Below are 22,821 nucleotides of genomic sequence, written 5' to 3' on the forward strand. Positions count from 1 at the left end.
CCGAGCAACGCCATGACTCCCCTGCTGTTCCACAAATATCACGGTCTGGGCAACGACTACCTGGTATGCCACCGTTCGGTCGCCGATCGGCTGAGCCATGAACAGATCCGCCTGCTGTGCCACCCGCATTACGGCATCGGTTCCGACGGCCTGCTGATCGACAGCGGCGACGCCATCAATCCCACCCTGCGCATCATCAACCCGGACGGTTCCGAAGCGGAGAAGAGCGGCAACGGCCTGCGCATCTACGCGCGCTATCTGTTTGACAGCGGCCGCGTGGGGCATCAGCCGTTTTTGGTGCACACCGCCGGCGGCGACGTGCGCTGCCAGGTGGCGCAAGACGCGCATCAGATAACGGTGGAAATGGGGCGCGCCAATTTCAGCCCGGCGGCGCTGCCGGCGTTGATCGATCTGCCGGAGGCGCTGAACTATCCGCTGCCCCTGAGGGAGGAGACGTTAAGCGTTTCGCTGGTGTCGATGGGCAACCCGCACTGCGTGGTGCCGGTGGAAAAACTGGATCTGGCGCAGGTGCATCGGCTCGGACCGCAGATTGAACGCCATCCGCTGTTCCCGAAACGCACCAATGTACAACTGGTGGAAGTGGTCGATCGCCAGACGCTGCGCATCGGCATCTGGGAGCGCGGCGCCGGTTTTACCCTCGCCTCCGGCAGCAGCAGCTGCGCCGCCGCCAGCGTGATGCGCAAGTTGGGACGAGTCGGCGATCGGGTTAGCGTGCGGATGCCGGGCGGCGAGCTGCAGATCGCCTTCAGCGGCGATTTTCAGGTCAGCATGCGCGGACCGGTGCATAAAATCGCCACTCTGACGCTGGACGAAGATTGTTTTGCCGGCGGCGCAGGGCTGTTTACGGGATCCACCCCAGCAGTCTGAACCACAGATAATCCAACGGCACCAGCAGCGCAAAGCTGAGCGCGGCCAACAGCAGGCACAGCTTCAGCCCCTCGCGCGCCGGCACTTTGCCCATCCCCATCGCCACCACGATCGGCGCAGCCTGATACGGCAGCAGCGGCGTGGCGTAACCGATCACCTGGGTCATCAGCACCGTCAGCAGCGGTAAACCGCTGCCCGCCGACAGCGCCTCCGCCAGCGGGGTAAACAGCGCCGGTACGCCATTGGCGGTCACCACGAAATTCAGCAACGCGGTGATCCCCACCAGCGAACCGAACGCAGCGAACGGTTTGTCATGCAGATCCGGCATCATCGCCAGCAGCGCACCGCCCAACCGATCGCCGAGCCCCGAGTGGCTGACCAATGCGGTCAGCCCCAGGATCCCCGCCACGTAGATACAGGTGCGCACGTTAACCCCGACGGCGAACTGCTCGCCGTTGAGAAACCCGATACGCGGCAACAGGCAGAAACACGCCGCCGCCAACCCCACCCAGGCGGGAGCGATGCCGTGCCAGCTGTCGGTCATCCACAGCAACACCGTGGCGCCCAACAGCGCGATCAGCCGCCATTCGGCGGTGCTGAGCGGGGTTTGCGCCGCCTCGGCCGCCACCGGCTGCGGCCGCGCACGGAACAGGCCGCAGATGCACAGCGTCAGCAGCGCGCCTTTGGCGATCCCGAGCACCGGGGCGTGCAACAGCAGGTAAGAAAGATAAGCGAAGTGGCTGCCATAGGCGCTTTCCGCCGCGCCGCTCATCACCAGATTGGGCACGTTGGCCGGCAGGATGCTGGCAGAGAGCTGGAAGGTGCCGAACCCCACCGCCAGCGCCAAACCGATGCGGCCGCGCGAGCCTTCCGCCAGACCGGCGCGATTGGCCAACGCCATAACGATCGGCATCAGCAGCGTAATGCGCCCCATATTGGAAGGCATGACAAACGCCAGCGCGTAGCTTATCGCCACCACGCCACCCACCAGCCGGGGCCAGGAACCGGCCAGATGCGGCAAGAGCCGGTTGGCCAGGCGATCCGCCAAACCGGTGCTGCGGATGGCGGAGCCCAGCACGAAACCGCTGAGCACCAGCCAGAATGCGGAAGACGCGAAACCGGAAAAGGTCACCGCGGCGGGCGCCAGCTGCAAGACCATCACCGCCGCAAAGAACAGCAGCGCGACCACATACTCCGGCAAGCGGGCGCTGGCCCATAGCACGATGACCACCAGCGTGACCAGCGCGGGCAGCGCCATCGGATCCCCCAACATAGTTTCCTCCCTGATAAAACGTTGTGATTGTTATCAAACGGTTAACAGGGTGACACAAGGCGCGGGCGCTAACCTTGAAACCGCTCACATATCGTCGCTCTGGAGATTTTTCAGCATGCATACGTTGCAGCCGTGGTGGCCGGTATTGCCGCGCCGTTCCGTCAACAGCGTGAACCCCAGCGCATAGTACAACCCGATCGCCTCTTTCAACTGTTCGGTGGTTTCCAGGTAGCAGTAGCGATACCCTGCCGCCCGCGCCGCCTTCAGCGCCTGCACCACCATATGGCGCGCCATGCCCAACCCGCGCGCGCCGGGTTTGAAAAACAGTTTTTGCAGCTCGCAATAGCCGGGCTCTTCGCCGGCCAGCGGCGCCATGCCGACGCCCCCCACCACCTGTCCGTCCCGCTCCAGCACCCAGTAGTGGCCGCCGTTGTCGCGATACAGACCGGTCAGCCGATCGAGATCCGGATCGTGCAGACTGACCCCTTCCATTTTGTCCATGCCGTACTCGCGAAACACATCGCGAATGATCGCCGCCATTACCGCATCGTCGCGCTCGGCGATCGGCCGCACCCGCAGATTGGCGTCGCGCTGTTTGCGCGCGCTGCGCAGCGCCGCGGTCATCTTTTTCATCGCTGCGGTGGTGCTCGCCAGCTCATCGTCGTCCAACTGCGCCAGCGCCGCCTGCATAAAACCGTCGGCGTCGCTCTCAATGCCGGCCAGCGTCTTGCCGCCCTGTTTACTCAGCCGATGCAGGTTGTGCCGCTTGTCATCAGGATGATCCACCGTTTCTATCACGCCGGCGGCCACCAGGCTGCGCAGCGCCCGGCTGGCGCTGGCCTTGTCGATGCAAAGCCGGGCCGCCAGCTCGGTGACGCCCAGCGGCTGCTCGCTGACTTCGATCATCAGATGGATCTGCAGCGGCGAAAAGCGCGAGCCGTTGCTCTGCTTGTTCAACATGCCGAATTCTCTGACCAAACTGCGCGCCAATGCTCTGAAATCCCTGATGTTCACAATTGATATCCCCGATTCGCTACCGATGAAAAATGACATTTGGTTGATAGTGTTACCTAATTTTCACTACCTTACCGGATCATCAAGCCGCCATGAACCCCGACATAACAGATGAGCTGATGCAAAATGTAATATCATCCAATATATAAAACTTATTAATTGAAAAATTTCAGAATAAACATCCATATATTTAAGATTAAAAAAACCATAAACCAGTTAAAAAACGTACAACCGTGAAAAAAACTTGCAGGAAAGAGAGAGAATCGATACTAATCCATTTAATTCCAATAGGTTACAACGATGTTAATAGCGGCATTAACGCCGATATCTTGTTGTAATTTGTTACATATTCATGGCAGGATCGCGGCGTTTCTATAACGACGACAACGCTCGTTATATCAACGTCGGGCGCGGGTTGCTCCCGCGCTGTTTTATGCTCATGGAGAGATTGCACGCCAATGAAAAAATCACTCGCCGTCTGTTCCGTCGCCCTTTCCGTCACTTTGCTGGCGGGCTGCGCGACCGAATCTTCTCGCACTTTGGAAGTGCCGAAAGTGGCTTCCTACAACACCACTTATCAGGGCCCACGCAGCCCTATCGCCGTCGGCAAATTCGACAACCGCTCCAGCTACATGAACGGCATCTTCTCCGATGGCGTCGATCGGCTGGGCAATCAGTCCAAGACTATCCTGATCACGCATTTGCAGCAGACTGGCCGTTTCAACGTGCTGGATCGCGCCAATATGGAAGAGCTGAAAACTGAAGCCGGTATCAAAGGGAAGGCACAAACGCTGAAAGGCGCCAATTATGTGATTACCGGCGATGTCACCGAATTCGGCCGTAAAGAAGTCGGCGATCATCAGCTGTGGGGGATTTTGGGCCGTGGTAAATCACAAGTCGCTTACGCCAAAGTCAATCTGAACGTCGTAAACGTACAGACCTCAGAAGTTGTCTTTTCCTCTCAGGGTGCCGGTGAATACGAACTGTCCAATCGCGAAATCATCGGTTTCGGGGGCACCGCCAGCTACGACTCCACCCTTAACGGCAAGGTGCTGGATCTGGCCGTGCGTGAAGCCGTCAATAACCTGGTCACCGGTATCGAAAACGGCGCATGGCGCCCTGCTAACTAACGGACTAGAAGCAGAAAGATGATAACTAAAAAAATGGGCGGGGCGCTGTTTGCAGCGACCCTGCTGGCCGGCTGCGCCGCGCCGAAAACGCTTTACAATTGGGATGGCTACCAAACCTCTCTCTATCAATACTACCAGCAGGAGGGGCAAAGCCCTGAGCAGCAGATCGCCACGCTGAAAGAGATCGTCGAGGAATCCCGCGCCAAGGATAAAGCCGTACCGCCGGGGCTGCATGCGCAACTGGGGCTGCTGTACAGCAAAACCGGCAACGACGGACAAGCCATGAGTGAATTCAACACGGAAAAAACGCTGTTCCCGGAATCAGCTCCGTTTATGAATTTCCTGATGGCCAAGGATAAGGGGAGCTTTAAATGAAACGTGTACTCTCTTTCCTCAGCGTTGCCGCCATCCTGTTGCTGAGCGGCTGTGCCAAGCAAACGCCTTATGACTATGCGGCATTCCATGAGAGCAAGCCGAAGTCGATCCTGGTCTTGCCGCCGGTTAATCAGTCGCCGGACGTCAAAGCCAGCCACAGCGTGCTCGCCAGTGCAACCTTACCGCTGGCCGAGGCCGGTTACTATGTGCTGCCGGTCGCTGTAGTGGAGGAAACCTTCCTGCAAAACGGTCTGACCAACGCCAACGACATCCGCGCCGTCAGTCCGAAAAAACTGCACCAGATTTTCGGCGCCGACACCGTGCTGTACCTGGATGTCACGCAATACGGTACCAGCTACATGGTGATCAGCAGCGAAACTCGCGTTACCGTAGCCGCTCGCCTGGTTGACCTGCGCAACGGCAAACAGCTGTGGGCCGGCACCGCCACCGCATCCAGCAACGAAGGCAACAACAATTCCGGTGGCCTGCTGGGCATGGTGATCAGCGCCGCGATTTCACAAATCGCCGATACCATCAGCGACAAAGGGTTCGACATTGGCGCCATCGCCAACACTCGCCTCCTGTCGGCAACAGGTCAGAACGGCGCCATTCTTTATGGCCCGCGCTCGCCTCATTACGCCAGCCAGCGTTAAGCAGTCTCTCGGGCGGCCTTCTCAGGCCGCCTATGCCAAACTTGTCCCTTTTGCCAAAAGTAGCCCATGCTTTAACTGCTCCTTTCCTTCTGGCTAACCGGGACGCTGGCTCATGACGAAAAAAACCACCCTGCTGCAATTCTTCCACTGGTACTACCCCGACGGCGGCAAACTGTGGCAGGAGGCCGCCGAGCGCGCCCCGCACCTGGCCGAACTGGGCATCACCGATCTGTGGCTGCCGCCCGCCTGCAAGGGCGCTTCCGGCGGCTACTCCGTCGGCTACGATACTTACGATCTGTTCGATCTGGGCGAGTTTGACCAGAAAGGCAGCGTGGCGACCAAATACGGCGACAAGGCGGCGCTGGAACATGCCGCCAATACGCTGCGTGAACACGGCGTGGGCGTGCTTTACGATGTGGTGTTCAACCACAAGCTCGGCGCGGACGAGAAAGAACGGGTGCACGTGTTCAAGGTGGACGCCAACAACCGCAACGACATTGACGATCAGGGCTTCGACGCGCTGGCCTACACCCGCTTCACCTTCCCCGGCCGCCAGGGCGTGCATTCCGAATTTATCTGGGATTACAAATGCTTCAGCGGCGTCGACTATGTTGAGCAGCCGGACGACAAAGGGGTGTTCAAAATCGCCAACGACTATGGCGACGACGGTTGGAACGATCAGGTCGACGACGAGAAAGGCAACTACGACTATCTGATGGGCGCCGACGTGGAGTTCCGCAATACCGCCGTGACGGAGGAGCTCAAATACTGGGCGCGCTGGCTGTTGGAAACCTTGCCGTGCGACGGCTTCCGCCTCGACGCCGCCAAACACATTCCCGCCTGGTTCTTCAAAGAGTGGGCGGATCACGTGCGCGGCAGCGCGCAACGCGACCTGTTTATCGTTGCCGAATACTGGTCGCACGATCTCAGCGCGCTGCAACAATACATCGAGTTGGTGGACGGCAAGGTGATGCTGTTCGACGTGGCGCTGCACCTGAAGTTTCATCAGGCGTCGAAGCAAGGCGACGGCTTCGACATGGCGCAGATCTTCACCGATACCCTAACCGCCGCCGATCCGGCCCACGCGGTGACGCTGGTCGCCAACCACGATACCCAGCCGCTGCAATCGCTGGAAGCGCCGGTGGAACCCTGGTTCAAACCGCTGGCCTACGCGCTGATCCTGCTGCGCGAACAGGGCGTGCCCTGCGTGTTTTACCCCGACCTGTATGGCGCCAGCTACCGCGACAAGGGGCGCGACGGCGGTGAATACCAGATCGACATGCCGGCGATCCCGGAGCTGGAGAAGCTGATCGCCGCGCGCCAGCGCTTCGCCAACGGCCCGCAAACCGACTACTTCGACGACAGCCACTGCGTGGCCTTCAGCCGCGCCGGCACTGCCGAGGCTCCCGGCTGCGTGGTGGTGCTGACCAACGGCGGCGAGAGCGGCAAGACGGTTACGCTCGGCGCCGATCTCGCGCACACCGCCTGGCGCGATTTCCTCGGCAACCGCCCGGAGGAAATCACCGCCGACGACCAGGGCAGCGCCCATTTCCCGGTTAACGCCGGCAGCGTCAGCGTCTGGGTGCCGGCCGCCAGCCTCTGATCGCCCGCCGCCGCGTAATGATGACGCGGCGGCAAAACTAATGTTTGCCTTTCGGGTCTAACTTACGCTATCAACTGCGCAAGCCATTCACACCGGAGCCTAAATAGGGTACAAGGCTGCATGAAAATTCCAAAACGACTCCAGCCGCTGGTGGATGACGGGTTAATCGACGACGTCATCCGCCGGTTGAAAAGCGGCAAAGAAGCCGACGTGTTTATCGTGCGCTGCGGCGATGAGATCCGCTGCGCCAAAGTGTACAAAGAGGCCGAGAAGCGCAACTTCAAGCAGGCCGTCCACTATCAGGAAGGGCGCAAGGTGCGCAACAGCCGCGACGCACGCGCCATGAGCAAAGGCTCCAAATTCGGCCGCCAGCAGCAGGAAGAAGCCTGGCAAAACACCGAAGTGGACGCGCTGTATCAGCTGGCCAAGGCCGGGGTGCGGGTGCCGCAGCCGGATATCTGCCTGGACGGCGTGCTGCTGATGGAGCTGATCACCGACGAAGAAGGCCTGGTGGCGCCGCGCCTGAGCGATGTCATCCTGACGCCGGAACAGGCGCGCGCCGATCACGCCCTGATGATGAACTACGCGGTGCGCATGCTGTGCGCCGGGCTGGTGCACGGCGACCTGTCGGAATTCAACGTGCTGATGGATAAAGACGGACCGGTGATCATCGATCTGCCGCAGGTGGTGGACGCCGCCGCCAACAACCACGCCAAAAGCATGTTCGAGCGCGATATCGGCAATCTGGCCGAATATTACGGCCAGTTCGCGCCGGAACTGCGCGACAGCCAATACGCCAAAGAGATTTGGGCACTGTATCAGGAAGGCAACCTGACGCCGGACAGCGCCCTCAGCGGCCGGTTCAACGAAATCCAGAAGCGCGCCGACGTCGGCTCGGTGCTGGAAGAGATCCAGGCCGCCAGCGAGGAACACCAGCGCCGCCTCATGGCGCGCAATACGGAAGAGTAACGGCCGCGCTATTCGACGCGAAACACCTCCGGCCGCTGCGGCGTCGCGGCCTCGTGATAAATATCCCCCAGATAGCCGGCGATCTCCTCTTCGCGCAGATCCGCCGGCAGCACGATATCGTAGCTGGGAGCATATTTGCGCTCCGGCAGCGTCACGCGGAACAGCCGCCATTCGTCCCCGATGCGCTTCACGCCCAGCAGACGGCCGAACACGTTAAAAATCATCATCCGCCATTCCCCCACTCGTCGCTTTCAGGCTATAACACTGTGATGCCGCCGCAGTGAAAAGGAAAGCGTATGAGTGAAAAAACGCCGCAGTTCTGGCGCGATCCGCAGTTGCCGTTCGTCGAAGCCCGCGCTATCGCGGATGGCCGCCAGGTATGTTACAGCCTGCACAGCCACGAATTCTTTTCCATCGGCGCCATCACCGGCGGCGTCAGTACCTATGTCAACGGCGAGCGGCGCATGCAGGTCAGCGCCGGCGATCTGGTTGTCATCAACCCGCAGCAGGCGCACGCCTGCAACCCCATCGCCGATCGCCGTTGGTCGTACGTCATGTTCTATCTCGATCTCGCCTGGCTCGGCGCGCTGCAGCAGGAGCTGCTCGGCGGCGAGGGCGACCGTTTTGTTCCGTTCAGCCAGCCGCTCAGCCGCGATCCGGCGCTGTTCCACGGGCTGAACCGGCTTTATGCGCTGCTGACGGATCCGCTGTGCAGCGCGCTGGAAAAACAGATCGCCATGGTGGAGTATTTCAGCGCCCTGCAGCTCGGGCTGGGCGATGTCCGCCAGCCGGAGACGCCGCCGCATACCCGACTGGAAGCGGCGGCGGCATTCATCGACGCGCACTGCACCCAGGCACTGACGCTGGAAGACATTTGCCGCGCCGCCGCGCTGTCCCCTTCTTACCTGATCCGCGCCTTCCGCCAGCGTTACGGCATGACGCCGCACGCCTATCTGGTCAACCGCCGCGTACAGCACGGCCATCGGCTCTTGAAAAGCGGCCTGCCGATCGCTGCGGCCGCCAGCGAAAGCGGCTTTGCCGATCAGGCGCACTTTCAGCGCACCTTCAAACAGCTGTTGGCCGCCACGCCCGGCCAGTATCAAAAACCCTCCGCCAACAGATAGCAAGCGCTGGCCGCCAGCAACGCCGCCATCGCGCGATTAAAGCGCTGTACGTTGCGCGCCTGCCTGAGCAGGCCGCGCAGCATCGAGCCGACATAGGCCCAGCAGGCTACCGAGGCATAGCAAATCACGAAGTAGAGCCCGGCGAACTGCCACAGCAGCCGAATGTCACCGTCGCCGACAAAGGCGCCGAGGCTGGCCACCGACGCCAGCCATGCCTTGGGATTCAGCCATTGCATCAGCGCGCCGTACCAACAGGAAGGCGCCTGCGCCGCGCCGTTGCCCAGTCTGCCGTCGTCAAACGCCAGCCGATAGGCCATAAACAGCAGAAAGGCCACGCCGGCCCACTGGATCAAGCGGGTCAGCCCCGGCCACAGGATCAGCAGTTGGTGCATGCCCAATCCCAGCAGCACCAGCAACAGGGTAAACCCCAGCGTGGCGCCGAACACATGGCGCTGGGTTGCGCCAAAGCCGAATTGCGCCCCGGCGCTCAATGCGACGATGTTGACCGGGCCGGGAGTGATGGAGGCCGCCAGCGCAAACGCGGCCATGGAAAGGTAGATATTCATGATGGACACCTGAGAAAATATTCACAGGCGCCAGAATGCCGACCGCCGCCGACAGCGTATTGAACAGAATTACCCTATTCGGTTTAGCGCACGGCGACGGCCCGGCGGCGCGGCAGCCCGAAGGTGTTGACCGCCATGCCGGCCAGCACCAGCAATGCGCCGCCGAACTGCGCCGGCGACAACGCTTCGTCCAGCAGCAGCCAGGCGGCGAACAGCCCGACCAGCGGCACCAGCAGCGTCAGCGGCGCAACGCGCCAGGTTTCATAGCGCCCCAGCAGGCTGCCCCACACCGAATAACCGAACAGCGTGGCGGCGAACGCCAGATAGGCCACCGCCAGCCAGGTGCCAACCTGCACATGGCTCAGGCTGCTCAGCACTACCTCAGGGCCGTCGAACAGCCAGCTGCAGGCCAGGAACGGCACGACCGGGATCGGCGCGCTCCACACCACCAGCGATAAGATATTACGCTGCGGGAAACCGGCCAGGATCTTCTTGTTGGTCAGGTTGCCCAGCGCCCAGGAAAACGCCGCCGCCAGCGTCAACAGCAGGCCCGCCAGAGGGACCGCGCCGCTGCCCGGCTTATGCAGGCTGGCCTGCGCCAGCACCAGCATGCCGCCGCTGGCGATAGCGATGCCGACGAAATGGTTGATCCGCAGCTTTTCTCCCATCAGCACAACGCCCAACAGCAGGGTGAAGAACACCTGCGCCTGCAGCACCAGCGAGGCCAGCCCCGCCGGCATGCCCACCTTGATGGCGACGAACAAAAACGCGAACTGCGCGAAGCTCATGGTCATGCCGTACAGCAGCAGCCATTTCCACGGAATAGTCGGGCGCGGGATAAAGAAGATCGCCGGCAACGCCACCAGTAAAAAACGCATCCCGGCCAGCAGAAACGGCGGCATACCCTGTAAACCGAACTTGATCACGACGAAATTCACGCCCCAGATCACCACCACCAACAGCGCCAACAGCCGATCGCGCAATGTCATCCTCGCCCCGCTTATCCCATTGAAAATTCGCTTTGCCTTGCAGGTTACAACCAAACCGGGCGCATGGACACCGGCAAACGCCGGCGATTATTCAGGCATCAGGCCGATAAAGGTGGTCTTCTTGCGCGGGCCGGTCATCAGCGCTTCCAGCTTCTCCACGCACTGCAGGTAGTGCGGGGTCTGCTTGTGCGCCGCCACCGCCTGCTCGTCGCGATAGGCTTCGTAGATGTAAAACCGCGTCGGGATCTGTTCATCCTGCAGCACATCGAAGCGCAGGTTGCCCGGCTCTTCGATCGCGCCCAGGTGATTGGCGCGGAAAACATCGATAAATTCGTCGATTTTGTCTTGTTTAACGTTGATCTCAACCAATGTGACGTGCATGGCAACTCCTTGTTTAAACGGCGCGCCGTAACATGGCGCTTTCCAACCATAGGTTTATTCCCGTCGATTGCCCTGCCGCAACGGCAATTTTGCCGCCTGGCTCACAAATCGCGTCGGCGACGCCCACTCCTCCCCCGGCGGGGTAAGGCGGCGGCATCTATAGTTAACATTCCTCCCCCTGAGAGCATAGGCTATGGATAACTACTTGATGGCGCTGGACGCAGGAACGGGCAGCATTCGCGCGGTGATCTTCGATCTGGCAGGTAACCAGATCGCGCACGGCCAGGCGGAGTGGCAACACCTCGCGGTGCCGGGCGTGCCCGGCTCGATGGAGTTTGACCTCAGCCGCAACTGGCAGCTGGCCTGCCAGTGCATCCGCCAGGCGATGCAACGTGCAGGATTGAGCGCTCAGGCGATCCGCGCGGTGGCCTGCTGCTCGATGCGTGAAGGCATCGTGCTGTACGACCGCAACGGCGTGCCGATCTGGGCCTGCGCCAACGTCGACGCACGCGCCAGCCACGAAGTCAGCGAGCTGAAAGAGCTGCACAACCACGGCTTCGAACGCGAGGTGTACCAGCACTCCGGCCAGACGCTGGCGCTGAGCGCCATGCCGCGCCTGCTGTGGCTGGCGCACCATCGGCCGGACATCTACCGCCAGGCGGCGACGCTGACCATGATCAGCGACTGGCTGGCCAACATGCTGAGCGGCGAACTGGCGGTCGATCCTTCCAACGCCGGCACTACCGGCATGCTGGATCTGACCAGCCGCGACTGGCGGCCGGCGTTGCTCGACATGGCCGGCCTGCGCGCCGATATTCTGTCGCCGGTGAAAGAGACCGGCAGCATGCTGGGGCGCGTCACAGAACAGGCGGCGCAGGAGAGCGGGCTGCTGCGCGGCACCCCGGTGGTGATGGGCGGCGGCGACGTGCAGCTCGGCAGCCTGGGGCTCGGCATCGTGCGCGCCGGGCAGACGGCGGTGCTCGGCGGCACCTTCTGGCAGCAAATCGTCAACCTGCCGGAGCCGGCCATCGATCCGGAGATGAACATCCGCATCAACCCCCACGTCATTCCCGGCATGGCGCAGGCGGAATCCATCAGCTTCTTTACCGGCCTGACCATGCGCTGGTTCCGCGACGCCTTCTGCGCGGAAGAAAAACTGCTGGCGGAGCGGCTGGGGGTCGACGCCTACAGCCTGCTGGAAGAGATGGCGGCCAGAGTGCCGCCGGGCGCCTACGGCGTGATGCCGATTTTCTCCGACGCCATGCATTTCAAAACCTGGTATCACGCAGCGCCGTCGTTCATCAACATGTCGATCGACCCGGAGCGCTGCAACAAACAGACGCTGTTCCGTGCGCTGGAGGAGAATGCCGCCATCGTCTCCGCCTGCAATCTGGAACAGATCGCCGCCTTCTCCGGCGTGCAGGCCCGTTCGCTGGTGTTCGCCGGCGGCGGGGCCAAGGGCAAGCTGTGGAGCCAGATCCTCAGCGACGTCACCGGGCTGACGGTGCGGGTGCCGGTGGTGAAAGAGGCCACCGCGCTGGGCTGCGCGATCGCCGCCGGCGTCGGCGCCGGGCTGTACGCATCGCTGGCCGAAACCGGCGAGCGCCTGGTGCGCTGGGAGCGCGAGCATCAGCCGGACATGATCCACCACGCGCTGTATCAGGAGCAGAAAGAAACCTGGCGGCGGATCTACGCCGATCAGTTGACGCTGGTGGACAACGGCCTGACCACCTCGCTGTGGAAAGCGCCGGGGCTGTAAGCGCCGCGCGGCATTCGGTCATAACCTTATGCCGTTTTATTCCTTTCCCCTCGGCGCGGCGCAAGCCGCGCTTTAACTCACTGCCGCGATTGTTCCCCCTCAGAAACAGTGTAACCACCGCAGATGGATTTATCCGCGACTTGCACCTGCCGTAGATTGTGACTTCGGTCACACCGCGCCCCGCGCGCGGCCTGCGCATTCACCTGAGACGAGCGGCATTATGCTGAATAATAAAGATAACCCTGCATCATCCCCGTGGCCGGCGATCTTCTCGCTGACGGTCGCCTGTTTTGTCATGGTCACCACCGAGTTTCTGCCGATCGGCCTGCTGACCAACATCGCCCCTACGCTCGGTGTCAGCACTGGCACCGCCGGGCTGATGGTCACCATGCCCGGCATCGTGGCGGCGGTGGCCGCACCGGTATTGAGCCTGGCTTCCGGCCGGCTGGACAGACGCCTGCTGATGCTGGGGTTGTCGCTGCTGCTGATGGTGTCCAACCTGGTGGCGGCGCTGGCCGTCAACTTCCCGATGATGCTGCTGGGCCGCGTGCTGCTGGGCATCTGCGTCGGCGGCTTCTGGTCGTTCGCCGCCAACTACGGCCGCCATCTGGTGCCGGAAGCCAGCCAGGGCCGCGCCACTGCGCTGATCCTCAGCGGCATCTCGGTCGGCGCGGTGTGCGGCGTGCCGGCCGGGGCGCTGATCGGCGATCTGTTTGGCTGGCGCGCCGCCTTCTTCGGCGGTGCGGCGCTGGCGGTCGGCGTACTGTTGGCGCAGCTGCGTTTGCTGACCTCGGTGCCACCGTCCCGGCCGGTCACACCGCGCGATCTGGTACTGCCGCTGCGCCTGCCGATGGCGCGCATCGGCCTGATCGCCATCGTGCTGTTGTTCATCGGCCACTTCGCCGCCTACACCTATCTGCGGCCCCTGCTGCAGCAGGTGTTCGTGCTCAGCCCGTCGGCGATCTCGCTGCAGCTGTTGGCCTATGGCGCCATCGGCCTGCTGGGCACTTTCCTCGGCGAGCGTCTGGGGGAATACAGCCTGCGCGCCACCTTTATTCTGATCGCTGCCATGCTGGCGGGCATTTTGATCGTTTCGCCGCTGCTCAGCGGCCTCGCCGGCGCCACGCTGATGGTGCTGGTGTGGGGGCTGGCCTTTGGCGCCGTCCCGGTGTGCGCCACCAACTGGATGTTCGCCGCGGTGCCGCAGGCGCCGGAAGCCGGCCAGGCGCTGTTGGTGTGCGTCATCCAGATCGCGCTGGCCTCCGGCGCGCTGCTGGGCGGCGAGGTGGTGGACTGGCAGGGCGTCAGCAGCGCCATGCTGTTCGGCGGCGCGCTGATCCTCTCCGCCACGCTGGTGTTCGGCCTCAGCTTGCGCTCCGGCGCGATTGGCGCTAAACAGTGTTAATCATTATCTATCTGCAGAAACATGCCCCGGTCACCGCCGGGGCATGGCGTTGAGAACCCTATGGACCATCATTTGCTCGCTATCCGGGTATTTAACCGCGTGGTGGAAACCGGCGGCTTTACCCGCGCCGCCGATTCGCTGGGCATGCCGAAAGCGACGGTCACCAAGCTGATCCAAAACCTGGAGGATCACCTGCAGACCAAGCTGTTTCAGCGCACCACTCGCAGCGTGTCGGTCACCCGCGAAGGCGAATGCTATTACCAAAATACGGTGAAATGGCTGGCGGATTTGGAGCAGATGGAGGGCTGCCTGACCGAGTCGCAAAGTTCTCCGCAGGGCGTGCTGCGCATCGACACCGGCAGCGGCACCGCTCGCCAACTGCTGTTGCCGGCGCTGCCCGGCTTTTTGGAACGCTACCCGCAAATCCAAATCGATCTCAGCATCGGCGATCGCGTTATCGATCTGATCAGCGACAGCGCCGACTGCGTGATCCGCAGCGGCCCATTGGCCGACTCCAGCCTGATCGCCCGGCGTCTTTTCGATCTGGACTGGGTCAGCTGCGCCACCCCGGCCTATCTGGCGCGCCACGGCACCCCGCGCCACCCGTGCGATCTGGAACAGGGCTTTCCGATGGTGCACTACCGCCATCCGGTCAACGACCGCATCCATCCGCAACGCTATGTCGAGCGCGGCAAAGAGATCGCCATCCAGCAGCGCTACCCGGTCAGCATCAATGAAGGCAACGCGCTGCTGGCGGCGAGCCTGGCCGGATTAGGCATCATCCAGATTTATCGGTTTATGGCGCAGCCACACCTCGAGCGCGGCGAGCTGGTCAGCCTGCTGCACGACTGGCAGCCGCCGCCGGAGCAGATGTACGTGGTCTACCCGTCCAATCGCCACCTCAGCGGCAAGCTGCGGGCGTTCATCGACTGGGCGGTGGAGACGTTTCATTAACCGATCGCCCCGGCTATAGTGGCTTCTCTTACGGACAATAAAAACGGGCAAACCATGCATATCGAACCGCTGCTTGCACATCGTCAGCGCATTGACGAACTGGCCGAATTACTGCATCAGGAATGGGGCGCCTTTGCGCAGTGGAGCAACCGCGACGCCATCAGCCGGCGGCTGGCTGAACGCTGTGCGCCCGAGAGCCAAGGCGTCGTGTTGCTGGCGCTGTCGCCGCAGCAACAGATCGTCGGCACCGCCAGTTTGACGCGGTATGAATTGACAGATAAACCGGAGCGCCAATACTGGCTGAGCGAAGTCTTTACCCACCCGCAGCACCGCGGCCAAGGCATTGCCCGCAACCTGATCGCACGCTGCATCGAGCACGGCCGAACCCAGGGCATCAGCGAACTGTATCTGTATACGCCCGACCAGCAGACGCTGTATCAGAAACTCGGCTGGCGCCCTCTGGAGCAACGCCAGGTCGCCGGTGAAACCGTCACGGTGATGAGCCGCACGTTGTAGCCGCACGCACTGTGGTATTATTGGCCGCATATTGATTCCCGACGGACGACCACCATGGCCTATATCCCCAAAAACTATGCGAAGCTGGAAACCGGCTACCGCGAAAAAGCGCTGAAACTGTTCCCCTGGGTATGCGGGCGCTGCTCACGCGAATTCGTTTATTCCAACCTGCGCGAGCTGACGGTGCACCATATCGATCACGATCACAGCAACAACCCGGAAGACGGCAGCAACTGGGAAATGCTGTGCCTGTATTGCCACGACCACGAACACTCGAAATACACCGAGGCCGATCAATACGGTTCGACGGTGGTGGCCGGTGAAGATGCGCAAAAAGATATCGGCGTCGCCACCCACAACCCGTTCGCCAACCTGAAGGCGATGATGAAGAAATAATGTCGACAACAGCTTAATGAGTCACTAACTTATTAAGCTGTTAAATTAATAAAACCCCCCTCCGCATCGCCACTTCCCAGAGAATTCCTACTTACCCATCCGGGCCATCCAGCGCAAAATAAGCTGCACAGTTAACGACATACTGGCTTGGCAAGCCGCCGCAGTTGGTGCATATTGTTCGCGAGTTGTTCTTGTTAACCTGTTTGATTATCAACCTAATAAGCACATTAACTTAATAAGTTACCTGCTTAATAACTTGAGAGATGGCAGCATGATTGTTCTGATTGGCTCGCAAAAAGGCGGTGTCGGCAAGTCGACGAAAGCGGTGAATATCGCCGGGTATCTGATTCTTAAGCAAGGCAAGACGGCGATCATCGTCGATGCCGACGACCAGAAATCGATCATGACCTGGTACAACGACCGTCAGAACGTCGAGGGGTTGCCGCACATTCCGGTGGTGGCCGCGTCGGGCAAAATCAAGGAAACGCTGCTGGAGCTCGATCGCCATTACGACTACGTGATCGTCGACACCGCGGGCCGCGACAGCGCCGAACTGCGCTCCGGCCTGCTGGCCGCCGATCTGTTCCTCTCGCCGCTGCGCCCTTCGCAGATGGATCTCGACACCATCGGCTACCTGTCGGAGATGTTCTCCACCGCGCAGGAGTATAACGAGAAGGTCAAAGGCTACATTGTGCTGAACATGTGCCCGACCAATATCTTCATTAATGAAGCCAACGAAGCGGCGCAGGTGCTGAGCGAATACCCGGAGTTCACCCTGGTGAGCCACCGCCTGTGCGACCGCAAAATTTACCGCGACGCCTGGGGCGAAGCCATCACCGTGCATGAGGCGAACAACGAAAAGGCGCAGGCCGAGATCGAATGCCTGGTGAAAGAGGTGATCCTGTGAAGAAGCGCACCCCCACCCACCGCATGTCGGAAGACGAATTCATCAACAGCGCCACCTCACACACGTTGCCGGTTGCGGCGCCCGCGCCGGAAGCCAAGCCGGCCGGCCGCAAGCGCACCTATAAGGCGATTTCCGTCAGCCTGACGGACAACCACATCGAAGCCATCGATGAGGTGATCGTGCAGGCGGCGCGCAACGGCATCGTGCGCATCACCCGCTCCGACATCATCAAGCTCGCCATCGACGGGCTGGCGGAGAAAAGCGAAACGCAGCTGCTGGCATTGCTGAAAAAACTCTGACCGCACGGCAGCCGCCGGCTGACTTCGCCGGCGGGCCGTTAAACGGATGAAAACTGGCGCGGGAACGGCATAGTACGATAGGTTTTGCCTGTGGCCTTATGCAGCGCGCTGGCCATCGCCGGAGCGACCACCGCAGTAGACACTTCCCCGCATCCCTGCGGCGCACGCGCGCTGTCGAGCACCACCACTTCCACCTTGGGCATTTCGGCGATCGCGAGCAGCGGATAACGATCGAAATTCCCTTCCACCACGCCGCCCCGTTCAAAATGCAGTTCGCTGTGCAGGCAGGTGGTCAGCGCAAAGCCGATGCCGCCCTCTACGTTGGCGCGCACCAGATTCGGGTTTATCACCTTGCCGCAGTCAATCGCGCATATCGCGCGGAGCACCCGCAGTCGCCCCTCCTGAATGGCGATTTCAACCACCAAACCGACGTAAGTGGTGAAAGCGTTATTGCGGCCAACCCAAATATTGCACGACATCCCGCGATAAACGCCCGGCGGCGGTTCATGCTGCCAACCAGACGCCGCCGCGGTGGCGTCCAGTACGCGCAACGCTTCCGGGGTGTCCTGCAACAGATGCCGCCGATACTGGTACTCGTCCAGGTTGGCCTTATGGCTGAGTTCGCTGATAAAGCTTTCCAAAAAGAACAGGCTGGCGACGCTGCCGACGCCGCGCAGATAGCTCAGGGAAATCGGCTGTTCGACGATGCCGGCCTCCACTTTCAGATGAGGGATGCAATACGGCGTGCTGTAAACGCACTCCACCATACTTTCATCCCATCCCCCGGCCTCGTGTACCGTTTCGCGCCGCATCTGCCAGAAGAGCGACTGCCCGGCATAGCGCGCCCACAGTGCCTGCGGGTAGCCGTTTTCATCCAACAGCGCCCGATAATGGCTGGTGCAGGCCGGACGATAGTATTCATGCCGCATGTCGATCTCGCGCGGATAGATCACTTTGACCGGTTTCCCCACCGCCCGGGAGGCGGCGGTAGCATGCATCACGGCATCCGGCAGATATTTGCGCCCAAAGCTGCCCCCCAGGTAGGTCGTATTCACCACCACATCCGTCGGCTTCAGCCCGAACATTTTCGCCAGAACGTTGCGCACCATGTCCTGCCCCTGGAAAGGGCCCCAGGTTTCGATACGGCCCTCTTCATAATGGCTGGTGGCGTTGCAAGGCTCCAGGGTGGCATGCGCCACATAAGGCGCGCTGTAACGCGCCTCATGCAGGCGCGAATCCTGCTCAGCGTTATGAATCAACGCCGACGCCTCGCCGCGATCGACCGCCGGCACCAAGGTATCGCCGTCCAGCATCGCCAGATTCTCCGCCGCAATCGCGCTGCCGGTCAGCGCTTGCCCTGCGCCCGGCAGCCAGTCGACCTCCAGCAAATCCGCCGCCTTTTTGGCCTGCCAGTAGCTCGCAGCCACCACGATCACCGTATTGAGTGACATATCGTGATCCAATCCGACCATGTTGTTCATCGACCACTGCCGGGTCAGCACCAGATCCACCACGCCCGGCATGGCCCGAATCTGCCGTTCATTACGCACGGCGACCAGCTTTCCGCTGAGGTCGGGCACCATCCAGGGTACGCCGATCAGCATCTCCGGCAGATCGATATCGATACCGTAAATCGCACTGCCGTCCACTTTCTCCGGCGTATCGACCCGCAACAGCGGCTTGCCGATGAGACTCTCTTGCTCTTGCGCTTCGCTCTTTAAAGCAGGCTGCGGATCCAACGGCAGCTCGGCGGCATAGCGCACCAGATCGCCATAGGCGATCTTGCGCTGCCCGCCCTCCTCAAGCACCCAGCCTTTCTCCGTGCGGCACTGCTGCGGTGAAAGCGCGAAATGTTTTGCGCCGGCGCGCAGAAAGAAATCTCTCGCCTGTGCGCCGGCCAGCCGGGTGCGCTGATAAAATTTGGTCATTGAGGTTGAAGCGGCGACAAACTGCGCGAAAGCCTCGCCCCCGGCAACCTGACGGTAAGCATCACGCCCGGTGACGAATTTCACCGTCACCTGCGCCCAATCGGCATCCATCTCCGCCGCCACCACTTCGGCCAGGCCGGTATAAATCCCCTGCCCGACCTCGCATTGCGACACGCCGATGACGATGCGGCCACCGCTATCGATCCAGATCCAATCGTTTAATTCGTACTGACCGTCCGGTGGCGCCGCGTCCTGCGAAACCACGGCCGCCAGGCTGCGCGTCGATATCGGCAGCAGCATGGCGGCCACCGCCAAAGCGCTGCCTTTAATCAAGGTTCTGCGGGTGATCGCCATGCTTAGGGTTCTCCCTTGTCGGCGGCGCGATGCACCGCCGCGCGGATTCGATGGTAGGTGGCGCAGCGACACAGATTGGTCAGACCCGTATCTATCTGCCGATCGTCCGGCCTCGGATGTTCCGCCAGCAGTGCGCTGACCGCCATGATCATGCCCGATTGGCAGTAGCCGCACTGCGGCACATCCTCCGCAATCCAGGCCTGCTGCACCGGATGACTGCGATCGGTGGACAACCCTTCGATGGTGGTCACCTGCCGATCGCGCACCAATTGCAGCGGATAGCAACATGAACGCACTGCCTTACCGTCGACATGTACCGTACAGGCGCCACAGGCGCCGATACCGCAGCCGAACTTGGTGCCGGTCAACTTAAAATGTTCTCGGATCGCCCATAGCAGCGGCGTATCCGGCTCGCCGTTAAATTCGACCGCCTGGCCGTTCAGATTGAACTTCATGCCATCCTCTCTTAGATCAATGCTTCATCCGACGTTTCACCCACGCCCCGATGACGATCAATGCCAGCAATACACTGCCCCAGAACACATAAGGCAATGACGCGATCAACAGCGGTTTTTCACCGCCCGCCCGCTGCCGAGCCACTTGCTCCGGCGTTATCCTGACTGCCGGATTGCCGAATTGCTGCAATACATAGTTGCCCAACTCGGCCAGTTGTCGGTCATCCAGGCTATCGGCGAATCCCGGCATCCAGGTTTGCAGCGTCTCTCCCTGGCGCTGCACGCCATGCAGCATCACCATGATCAGGTTATTGACCCGCTCGCTGCCTACGGTGGAATTGTGAGTCAAAGCAGGGAAATGGCCGTCATAGGCGCCTTCGCCGCCCAGGCGATGGCAGCTGGCGCAGGCAGCGGCATACAGCGCCTGCCCGGCTGCACGGCCTTCACCGCCCCCTTGGTATTGATAGGCTGCTTTCGTTCCTTGCACGGTGACGATCGGCGGAGTCTGTTTAAGCCAGTCGGCGATGGCGTTGAGATCGTCGTCACTCAGGAAACGCAGGCTATGCTCCACCGCCTCCGCCATGCCGCCGGCCGCCTGGGCTTTGTCATTGCGCCCGGTACGCAGATACTGCACCAACTCTTTCCGGCTCCAGCCGCCGATGCCGCTGACGGGATCCGAGGTGATATTCGGCGCGATCCAACCGCCGGCCTCCCCTCCCGCCAGATAACGATCGTCGCGTTCGGCCATCATCCCGTTACGCGGGCTGTGACACGCCGAGCAATGCCCCAAAACATCCACCAGATAGCGACCCCGCGCTTTTTTCTCATCTTCATCGCCGGGCCTTTTTTTCAGAAACAGCCAGTTCCAGCCGTGGATCGCATAACGCCAGGAAAAAGGGAACGCCAGTTGGGTCTCAGGCACCGCACGATCGACCGGTGCGACCCCGGTCATAAAATAACGATACAGTGCGTGCAGATCGTCATCGCTCAACCCCTGATAAGCGGTATAAGGCATGGCGGGATACAAGGGTTGACCGTCTCGCCGGATACCCTGCGTCAACGCGCGGCGAAACTCTTGCTCACTGTAGTCGCCAATGCCGGTCCCCTTGGCGGGCGTGATATTGCTGGCGATGATGTCGCCCATCGGCGAAGCGATGGCATAACCGCCGACGTAGGGGGCGTCCTGTTGGCTGCTGCCGCGGTGACAAGCCGCGCAATCTGCGGCGGTAGCCAGATATTTTCCCCGTGCGATGACCTGTTGGTCATTCTGGCTGGCGAAGACCGGGCAGGAGAAGATCCCCAACGCGATAACGCACAGCTGTTGTGCTCTCCGCCAGCGGCCGTTCACGCTTCACCTTCCGGCTTCATCGCTCCCGCGCGCTCCTCCGCCAGCAGCGCAAACTCGTCCGGCAACAGATTTTCCTGTTCGAGCATCGCTATCGCGTTATGTTTGATGCCAAACAATACGCGGTAAAAAGCCTCCAGATCGTTGGCCGAAATGCCGTTGAGCAGTTTTTCCCTCGCTTGCTGGCTGGAATGATCCAACTGCGCCAGCATCTCCTGCCCGGCCTCGGTCATTCTCACCCCTTTGGCGCGCTTATCTTCGGACAGAGCATCGCGAGCGATCAGCCGGTTTTTTTCCAGAAATAGCAGCGCGCGCGACATCGTCGAGACTTCGGCGTTCAAATGCTGCGAAACGTCTTTCAACGTGCAGCCATCCCCCAGATCGGCAATCGCACTCAGCGCCAGCCAATGCGGGCGCGTCAGATTGGTCATTTTCACCGACTGGTCCATCGCCGTGCGCCATAGACGGTTGGTGACATCCAGATGGATGCCCAGTGCAGCAGGAAGTTTGCGTGGTTGAGACATATCAGATGGCTCTCGATTATTTATTTGCTTGTGCAAACAAATAATAGATCGGACGTTATGACGGGATCAAGCAGATGAGAGAGAATAAAATAAAAATGAGTTAATACATTTGGTTAGTTCGTATCGCACGGCATACGCTCCCCAACGACGGGGAGCGATAAGAAAAACTCAGTTCCCCGCGACCTCGCACCGGTAGTCCTGAATTTCGCCGGCCGAGCCCAGGTTCAGGTCGGTCAGCTTCAAACGGTTCGCCAACAGCAGCATCTCGCCCTGCGGGCTGACCGCCAGCGCCAGGCCGTAATTGCCGATGCTGTCGCCCTGCTCGACCACATAGTTCTGCAGTAAACGGAAAGGATCTTCCTGGGTTAAATCGGTGCCCGCCAATTTTCTGGCCAGATATTGGTGGCCGACCAATTTCACCGCCAGCGGCCGCCACTGTTGATCTAATTGTTCCGCCTGCTGCCCCAGCGCGTTATAGACATCCTGGCGCAAGCAGGCAACGTGAATATGCAGCTGATTCTGAGAGCGACCATATTTCGAATTGACCGCCAGAGAAACCCATGCGTCTTTTAACGGTTTACCCAGCTCGCTGGATATATGTTCGCGGTTATTCCAGGCCTGGGCGAAATAAGGTGGCGTTCGCACCGCTTGCAATATCGGGCTCTCGATGCCGCTGACCTTTTCGGTCGGCATCACCAGATCGTGATAGGGGCCTTTGCTGTCCTTAAACAGCACATAACCCTCGGTTAAATCAACCTTTAAACAGGGCGCCGGATCGTTGTTCTGCTGCTGATTGGGCACGCACTGTTGGCTGACGATTTGCCACAGCGCATTCGGATTACCGCGCCCGAAGAACCACCACAGCACCGCCGCCAGCAGCAAAATGACAAGCAAAATAATTAATAGTCTGAAAAGTCTTTTCATCGCGACGCCCTGTTTACCTATTCCATCTTGAAAGAAGCGCCAGCATAAACCAAGGCTCTTATCATCACCAGAATATTAGCCTTAACGTCA

The 22,821-nt window shown here is 60.9% G+C and carries 25 protein-coding genes; 14 read left to right on the plus strand and 11 right to left on the minus strand.

Annotation, left to right across the window (positions count from 1 at the left end; genetic code table 11):
• Positions 1-12 precede the first annotated feature (12 nt).
• Positions 13-888, plus strand: coding sequence for a diaminopimelate epimerase (dapF, locus tag ACJ8IJ_RS09445; RefSeq protein ID WP_131164526.1), 876 nt, complete (start codon positions 13-15; stop codon positions 886-888).
• On the opposite strand, the gene ACJ8IJ_RS09450 is transcribed toward dapF, so the two are convergent.
• Both ACJ8IJ_RS09450 and ACJ8IJ_RS09455 read right to left on the minus strand, forming a co-directional pair.
• Positions 863-2,161, minus strand: a complete 1,299-nt coding sequence (locus ACJ8IJ_RS09450) for an SLC13 family permease (protein ID WP_131164527.1) — start codon at positions 2,159-2,161, stop codon at positions 863-865. The genes dapF and ACJ8IJ_RS09450 overlap by 26 nt on opposite strands.
• An 84-nt stretch (positions 2,162-2,245) precedes the next feature.
• Positions 2,246-3,151 carry a bifunctional helix-turn-helix transcriptional regulator/GNAT family N-acetyltransferase gene (locus ACJ8IJ_RS09455; RefSeq protein ID WP_131164647.1) on the minus strand — a complete coding sequence of 302 codons (906 nt, stop codon included), beginning with the start codon at positions 3,149-3,151 and terminating at the stop codon, positions 2,246-2,248.
• A gap of 482 nt (positions 3,152-3,633) precedes the next feature.
• Between ACJ8IJ_RS09455 and ACJ8IJ_RS09460 the strand changes: the two genes are divergently transcribed.
• The 5 genes from ACJ8IJ_RS09460 to ACJ8IJ_RS09480 all read left to right on the plus strand — a co-directional run bounded on the left by ACJ8IJ_RS09460 (position 3,634) and on the right by ACJ8IJ_RS09480 (position 7,905).
• Positions 3,634-4,305, plus strand: coding sequence for a CsgG/HfaB family protein (locus ACJ8IJ_RS09460; RefSeq protein ID WP_004939528.1), 672 nt, complete (start codon positions 3,634-3,636; stop codon positions 4,303-4,305).
• A gap of 18 nt (positions 4,306-4,323) precedes the next feature.
• Positions 4,324-4,680: a DUF4810 domain-containing protein gene (locus ACJ8IJ_RS09465; protein WP_131164529.1), complete on the plus strand. Its 357-nt coding sequence runs from the start codon at positions 4,324-4,326 to the stop codon at positions 4,678-4,680.
• Positions 4,677-5,333, plus strand: a complete 657-nt coding sequence (locus ACJ8IJ_RS09470; RefSeq protein ID WP_004939534.1) for a DUF799 domain-containing protein — start codon at positions 4,677-4,679, stop codon at positions 5,331-5,333. The genes ACJ8IJ_RS09465 and ACJ8IJ_RS09470 overlap by 4 nt, the downstream gene beginning before the upstream one ends.
• A 112-nt stretch (positions 5,334-5,445) precedes the next feature.
• Positions 5,446-6,936, plus strand: coding sequence for an alpha-amylase (gene amyA, locus ACJ8IJ_RS09475; protein WP_021503962.1), 1,491 nt, complete (start codon positions 5,446-5,448; stop codon positions 6,934-6,936).
• Positions 6,937-7,056: 120 nt separating this feature from the next.
• On the plus strand, positions 7,057-7,905 hold the full coding sequence (locus tag ACJ8IJ_RS09480; protein WP_131164530.1) for a PA4780 family RIO1-like protein kinase: 849 nt from the start codon (positions 7,057-7,059) through the stop codon (positions 7,903-7,905).
• An 8-nt stretch (positions 7,906-7,913) separates the two neighbouring features.
• On the opposite strand, the gene ACJ8IJ_RS09485 is transcribed toward ACJ8IJ_RS09480, so the two are convergent.
• Complete coding sequence (locus tag ACJ8IJ_RS09485) at positions 7,914-8,132, minus strand: DUF7661 family protein (protein ID WP_015377079.1); 219 nt, start codon at positions 8,130-8,132, stop codon at positions 7,914-7,916.
• 69 nt (positions 8,133-8,201) lie between these two features.
• Here ACJ8IJ_RS09485 and ACJ8IJ_RS09490 point away from each other — a divergent pair, with 69 nt between their 5' ends.
• Positions 8,202-9,029 (plus strand): AraC family transcriptional regulator, encoded by an 828-nt coding sequence (locus tag ACJ8IJ_RS09490; RefSeq protein ID WP_154870556.1) that lies wholly within the window; start codon positions 8,202-8,204, stop codon positions 9,027-9,029.
• Here ACJ8IJ_RS09490 and ACJ8IJ_RS09495 read toward each other — a convergent pair.
• The 3 genes from ACJ8IJ_RS09495 to lsrG form a co-directional block, all read right to left on the minus strand.
• Positions 9,005-9,595, minus strand: a complete 591-nt coding sequence (locus ACJ8IJ_RS09495) for a LysE family translocator (RefSeq protein WP_442518568.1) — start codon at positions 9,593-9,595, stop codon at positions 9,005-9,007. The two genes, ACJ8IJ_RS09490 and ACJ8IJ_RS09495, sit on opposite strands and share 25 nt — an antisense overlap.
• An 83-nt stretch (positions 9,596-9,678) precedes the next feature.
• Positions 9,679-10,584, minus strand: a complete 906-nt coding sequence (locus ACJ8IJ_RS09500; RefSeq protein ID WP_021503964.1) for an EamA family transporter — start codon at positions 10,582-10,584, stop codon at positions 9,679-9,681.
• A gap of 87 nt (positions 10,585-10,671) precedes the next feature.
• Positions 10,672-10,965: a (4S)-4-hydroxy-5-phosphonooxypentane-2,3-dione isomerase gene (lsrG, locus tag ACJ8IJ_RS09505; RefSeq protein WP_004939559.1), complete on the minus strand. Its 294-nt coding sequence runs from the start codon at positions 10,963-10,965 to the stop codon at positions 10,672-10,674.
• Positions 10,966-11,158: 193 nt separating this feature from the next.
• Between lsrG and lsrK the strand changes: the two genes are divergently transcribed.
• The 7 genes from lsrK to ACJ8IJ_RS09540 all read left to right on the plus strand — a co-directional run bounded on the left by lsrK (position 11,159) and on the right by ACJ8IJ_RS09540 (position 17,201).
• Entirely contained in the window at positions 11,159-12,724 is a 1,566-nt protein-coding gene (gene lsrK, locus ACJ8IJ_RS09510) for an autoinducer-2 kinase (protein WP_049187213.1), read from the plus strand.
• A 220-nt stretch (positions 12,725-12,944) separates the two neighbouring features.
• Positions 12,945-14,129 (plus strand): MFS transporter, encoded by a 1,185-nt coding sequence (locus tag ACJ8IJ_RS09515; RefSeq protein ID WP_004939567.1) that lies wholly within the window; start codon positions 12,945-12,947, stop codon positions 14,127-14,129.
• Between the two features lie 60 nt (positions 14,130-14,189).
• Positions 14,190-15,083 carry a LysR family transcriptional regulator gene (locus ACJ8IJ_RS09520; RefSeq protein WP_015377073.1) on the plus strand — a complete coding sequence of 298 codons (894 nt, stop codon included), beginning with the start codon at positions 14,190-14,192 and terminating at the stop codon, positions 15,081-15,083.
• 54 nt (positions 15,084-15,137) lie between these two features.
• Positions 15,138-15,599 (plus strand): GNAT family N-acetyltransferase, encoded by a 462-nt coding sequence (locus ACJ8IJ_RS09525; protein WP_015377072.1) that lies wholly within the window; start codon positions 15,138-15,140, stop codon positions 15,597-15,599.
• 54 nt (positions 15,600-15,653) lie between these two features.
• Complete coding sequence (gene yajD, locus ACJ8IJ_RS09530) at positions 15,654-15,995, plus strand: HNH nuclease YajD (RefSeq protein WP_004939576.1); 342 nt, start codon at positions 15,654-15,656, stop codon at positions 15,993-15,995.
• A 271-nt stretch (positions 15,996-16,266) separates the two neighbouring features.
• Positions 16,267-16,902: an AAA family ATPase gene (locus ACJ8IJ_RS09535; protein WP_015377071.1), complete on the plus strand. Its 636-nt coding sequence runs from the start codon at positions 16,267-16,269 to the stop codon at positions 16,900-16,902.
• The gene (locus ACJ8IJ_RS09540) at positions 16,899-17,201 is read left to right on the plus strand and encodes a hypothetical protein (protein ID WP_004939584.1); all 303 of its coding nucleotides are present in this window, start codon (positions 16,899-16,901) and stop codon (positions 17,199-17,201) included. Before ACJ8IJ_RS09535 ends, ACJ8IJ_RS09540 begins: the two co-directional genes overlap by 4 nt.
• A gap of 38 nt (positions 17,202-17,239) precedes the next feature.
• On the opposite strand, the gene ACJ8IJ_RS09545 is transcribed toward ACJ8IJ_RS09540, so the two are convergent.
• From ACJ8IJ_RS09545 to ACJ8IJ_RS09565, 5 genes are all read right to left on the minus strand, one after another.
• Complete coding sequence (locus tag ACJ8IJ_RS09545; RefSeq protein WP_442518569.1) at positions 17,240-19,483, minus strand: molybdopterin cofactor-binding domain-containing protein; 2,244 nt, start codon at positions 19,481-19,483, stop codon at positions 17,240-17,242.
• A 2-nt stretch (positions 19,484-19,485) separates the two neighbouring features.
• Positions 19,486-19,938, minus strand: coding sequence for a (2Fe-2S)-binding protein (locus tag ACJ8IJ_RS09550; RefSeq protein WP_049299480.1), 453 nt, complete (start codon positions 19,936-19,938; stop codon positions 19,486-19,488).
• 16 nt (positions 19,939-19,954) lie between these two features.
• Complete coding sequence (locus tag ACJ8IJ_RS09555) at positions 19,955-21,286, minus strand: c-type cytochrome (RefSeq protein ID WP_442518570.1); 1,332 nt, start codon at positions 21,284-21,286, stop codon at positions 19,955-19,957.
• Entirely contained in the window at positions 21,283-21,807 is a 525-nt protein-coding gene (locus ACJ8IJ_RS09560) for a MarR family winged helix-turn-helix transcriptional regulator (RefSeq protein WP_080350166.1), read from the minus strand. Before ACJ8IJ_RS09560 ends, ACJ8IJ_RS09555 begins: the two co-directional genes overlap by 4 nt.
• Positions 21,808-21,975: 168 nt before the next feature.
• A complete protein-coding gene (locus tag ACJ8IJ_RS09565) occupies positions 21,976-22,731 on the minus strand; it encodes a CDP-diacylglycerol diphosphatase (RefSeq protein ID WP_280630811.1) in 756 nt (251 codons plus the stop codon).
• Positions 22,732-22,821 lie beyond the last annotated feature (90 nt).

The sequence above is a fragment of the Serratia sp. CY40230 genome (assembly GCF_052168835.1).
Lineage (GTDB): Bacteria > Pseudomonadota > Gammaproteobacteria > Enterobacterales > Enterobacteriaceae > Serratia > Serratia nematodiphila.

What these genes read in the sequence shown, in the direction of transcription:
- dapF (WP_131164526.1), top strand. Translation starts at nt 13, where the DNA reads ATGACTCCCCTGCTGTTCCACAAATATCACGGTCTGGGCAACGACTAC.
- ACJ8IJ_RS09450 (WP_131164527.1), bottom strand. Translation starts at nt 2,161, where the DNA reads ATGTTGGGGGATCCGATGGCGCTGCCCGCGCTGGTCACGCTGGTGGTC.
- ACJ8IJ_RS09460 (WP_004939528.1), top strand. Translation starts at nt 3,634, where the DNA reads ATGAAAAAATCACTCGCCGTCTGTTCCGTCGCCCTTTCCGTCACTTTG.
- ACJ8IJ_RS09465 (WP_131164529.1), top strand. Translation starts at nt 4,324, where the DNA reads ATGATAACTAAAAAAATGGGCGGGGCGCTGTTTGCAGCGACCCTGCTG.
- ACJ8IJ_RS09470 (WP_004939534.1), top strand. Translation starts at nt 4,677, where the DNA reads ATGAAACGTGTACTCTCTTTCCTCAGCGTTGCCGCCATCCTGTTGCTG.
- amyA (WP_021503962.1), top strand. Translation starts at nt 5,446, where the DNA reads ATGACGAAAAAAACCACCCTGCTGCAATTCTTCCACTGGTACTACCCC.
- ACJ8IJ_RS09480 (WP_131164530.1), top strand. Translation starts at nt 7,057, where the DNA reads ATGAAAATTCCAAAACGACTCCAGCCGCTGGTGGATGACGGGTTAATC.
- ACJ8IJ_RS09485 (WP_015377079.1), bottom strand. Translation starts at nt 8,132, where the DNA reads ATGATGATTTTTAACGTGTTCGGCCGTCTGCTGGGCGTGAAGCGCATC.
- ACJ8IJ_RS09490 (WP_154870556.1), top strand. Translation starts at nt 8,202, where the DNA reads ATGAGTGAAAAAACGCCGCAGTTCTGGCGCGATCCGCAGTTGCCGTTC.
- ACJ8IJ_RS09495 (WP_442518568.1), bottom strand. Translation starts at nt 9,595, where the DNA reads ATGAATATCTACCTTTCCATGGCCGCGTTTGCGCTGGCGGCCTCCATC.
- ACJ8IJ_RS09500 (WP_021503964.1), bottom strand. Translation starts at nt 10,584, where the DNA reads ATGACATTGCGCGATCGGCTGTTGGCGCTGTTGGTGGTGGTGATCTGG.
- lsrG (WP_004939559.1), bottom strand. Translation starts at nt 10,965, where the DNA reads ATGCACGTCACATTGGTTGAGATCAACGTTAAACAAGACAAAATCGAC.
- lsrK (WP_049187213.1), top strand. Translation starts at nt 11,159, where the DNA reads ATGGATAACTACTTGATGGCGCTGGACGCAGGAACGGGCAGCATTCGC.
- ACJ8IJ_RS09515 (WP_004939567.1), top strand. Translation starts at nt 12,945, where the DNA reads ATGCTGAATAATAAAGATAACCCTGCATCATCCCCGTGGCCGGCGATC.
- ACJ8IJ_RS09520 (WP_015377073.1), top strand. Translation starts at nt 14,190, where the DNA reads ATGGACCATCATTTGCTCGCTATCCGGGTATTTAACCGCGTGGTGGAA.
- ACJ8IJ_RS09525 (WP_015377072.1), top strand. Translation starts at nt 15,138, where the DNA reads ATGCATATCGAACCGCTGCTTGCACATCGTCAGCGCATTGACGAACTG.
- yajD (WP_004939576.1), top strand. Translation starts at nt 15,654, where the DNA reads ATGGCCTATATCCCCAAAAACTATGCGAAGCTGGAAACCGGCTACCGC.
- ACJ8IJ_RS09535 (WP_015377071.1), top strand. Translation starts at nt 16,267, where the DNA reads ATGATTGTTCTGATTGGCTCGCAAAAAGGCGGTGTCGGCAAGTCGACG.
- ACJ8IJ_RS09545 (WP_442518569.1), bottom strand. Translation starts at nt 19,483, where the DNA reads ATGGCGATCACCCGCAGAACCTTGATTAAAGGCAGCGCTTTGGCGGTG.
- ACJ8IJ_RS09550 (WP_049299480.1), bottom strand. Translation starts at nt 19,938, where the DNA reads ATGAAGTTCAATCTGAACGGCCAGGCGGTCGAATTTAACGGCGAGCCG.
- ACJ8IJ_RS09560 (WP_080350166.1), bottom strand. Translation starts at nt 21,807, where the DNA reads ATGTCTCAACCACGCAAACTTCCTGCTGCACTGGGCATCCATCTGGAT.
- ACJ8IJ_RS09565 (WP_280630811.1), bottom strand. Translation starts at nt 22,731, where the DNA reads ATGAAAAGACTTTTCAGACTATTAATTATTTTGCTTGTCATTTTGCTG.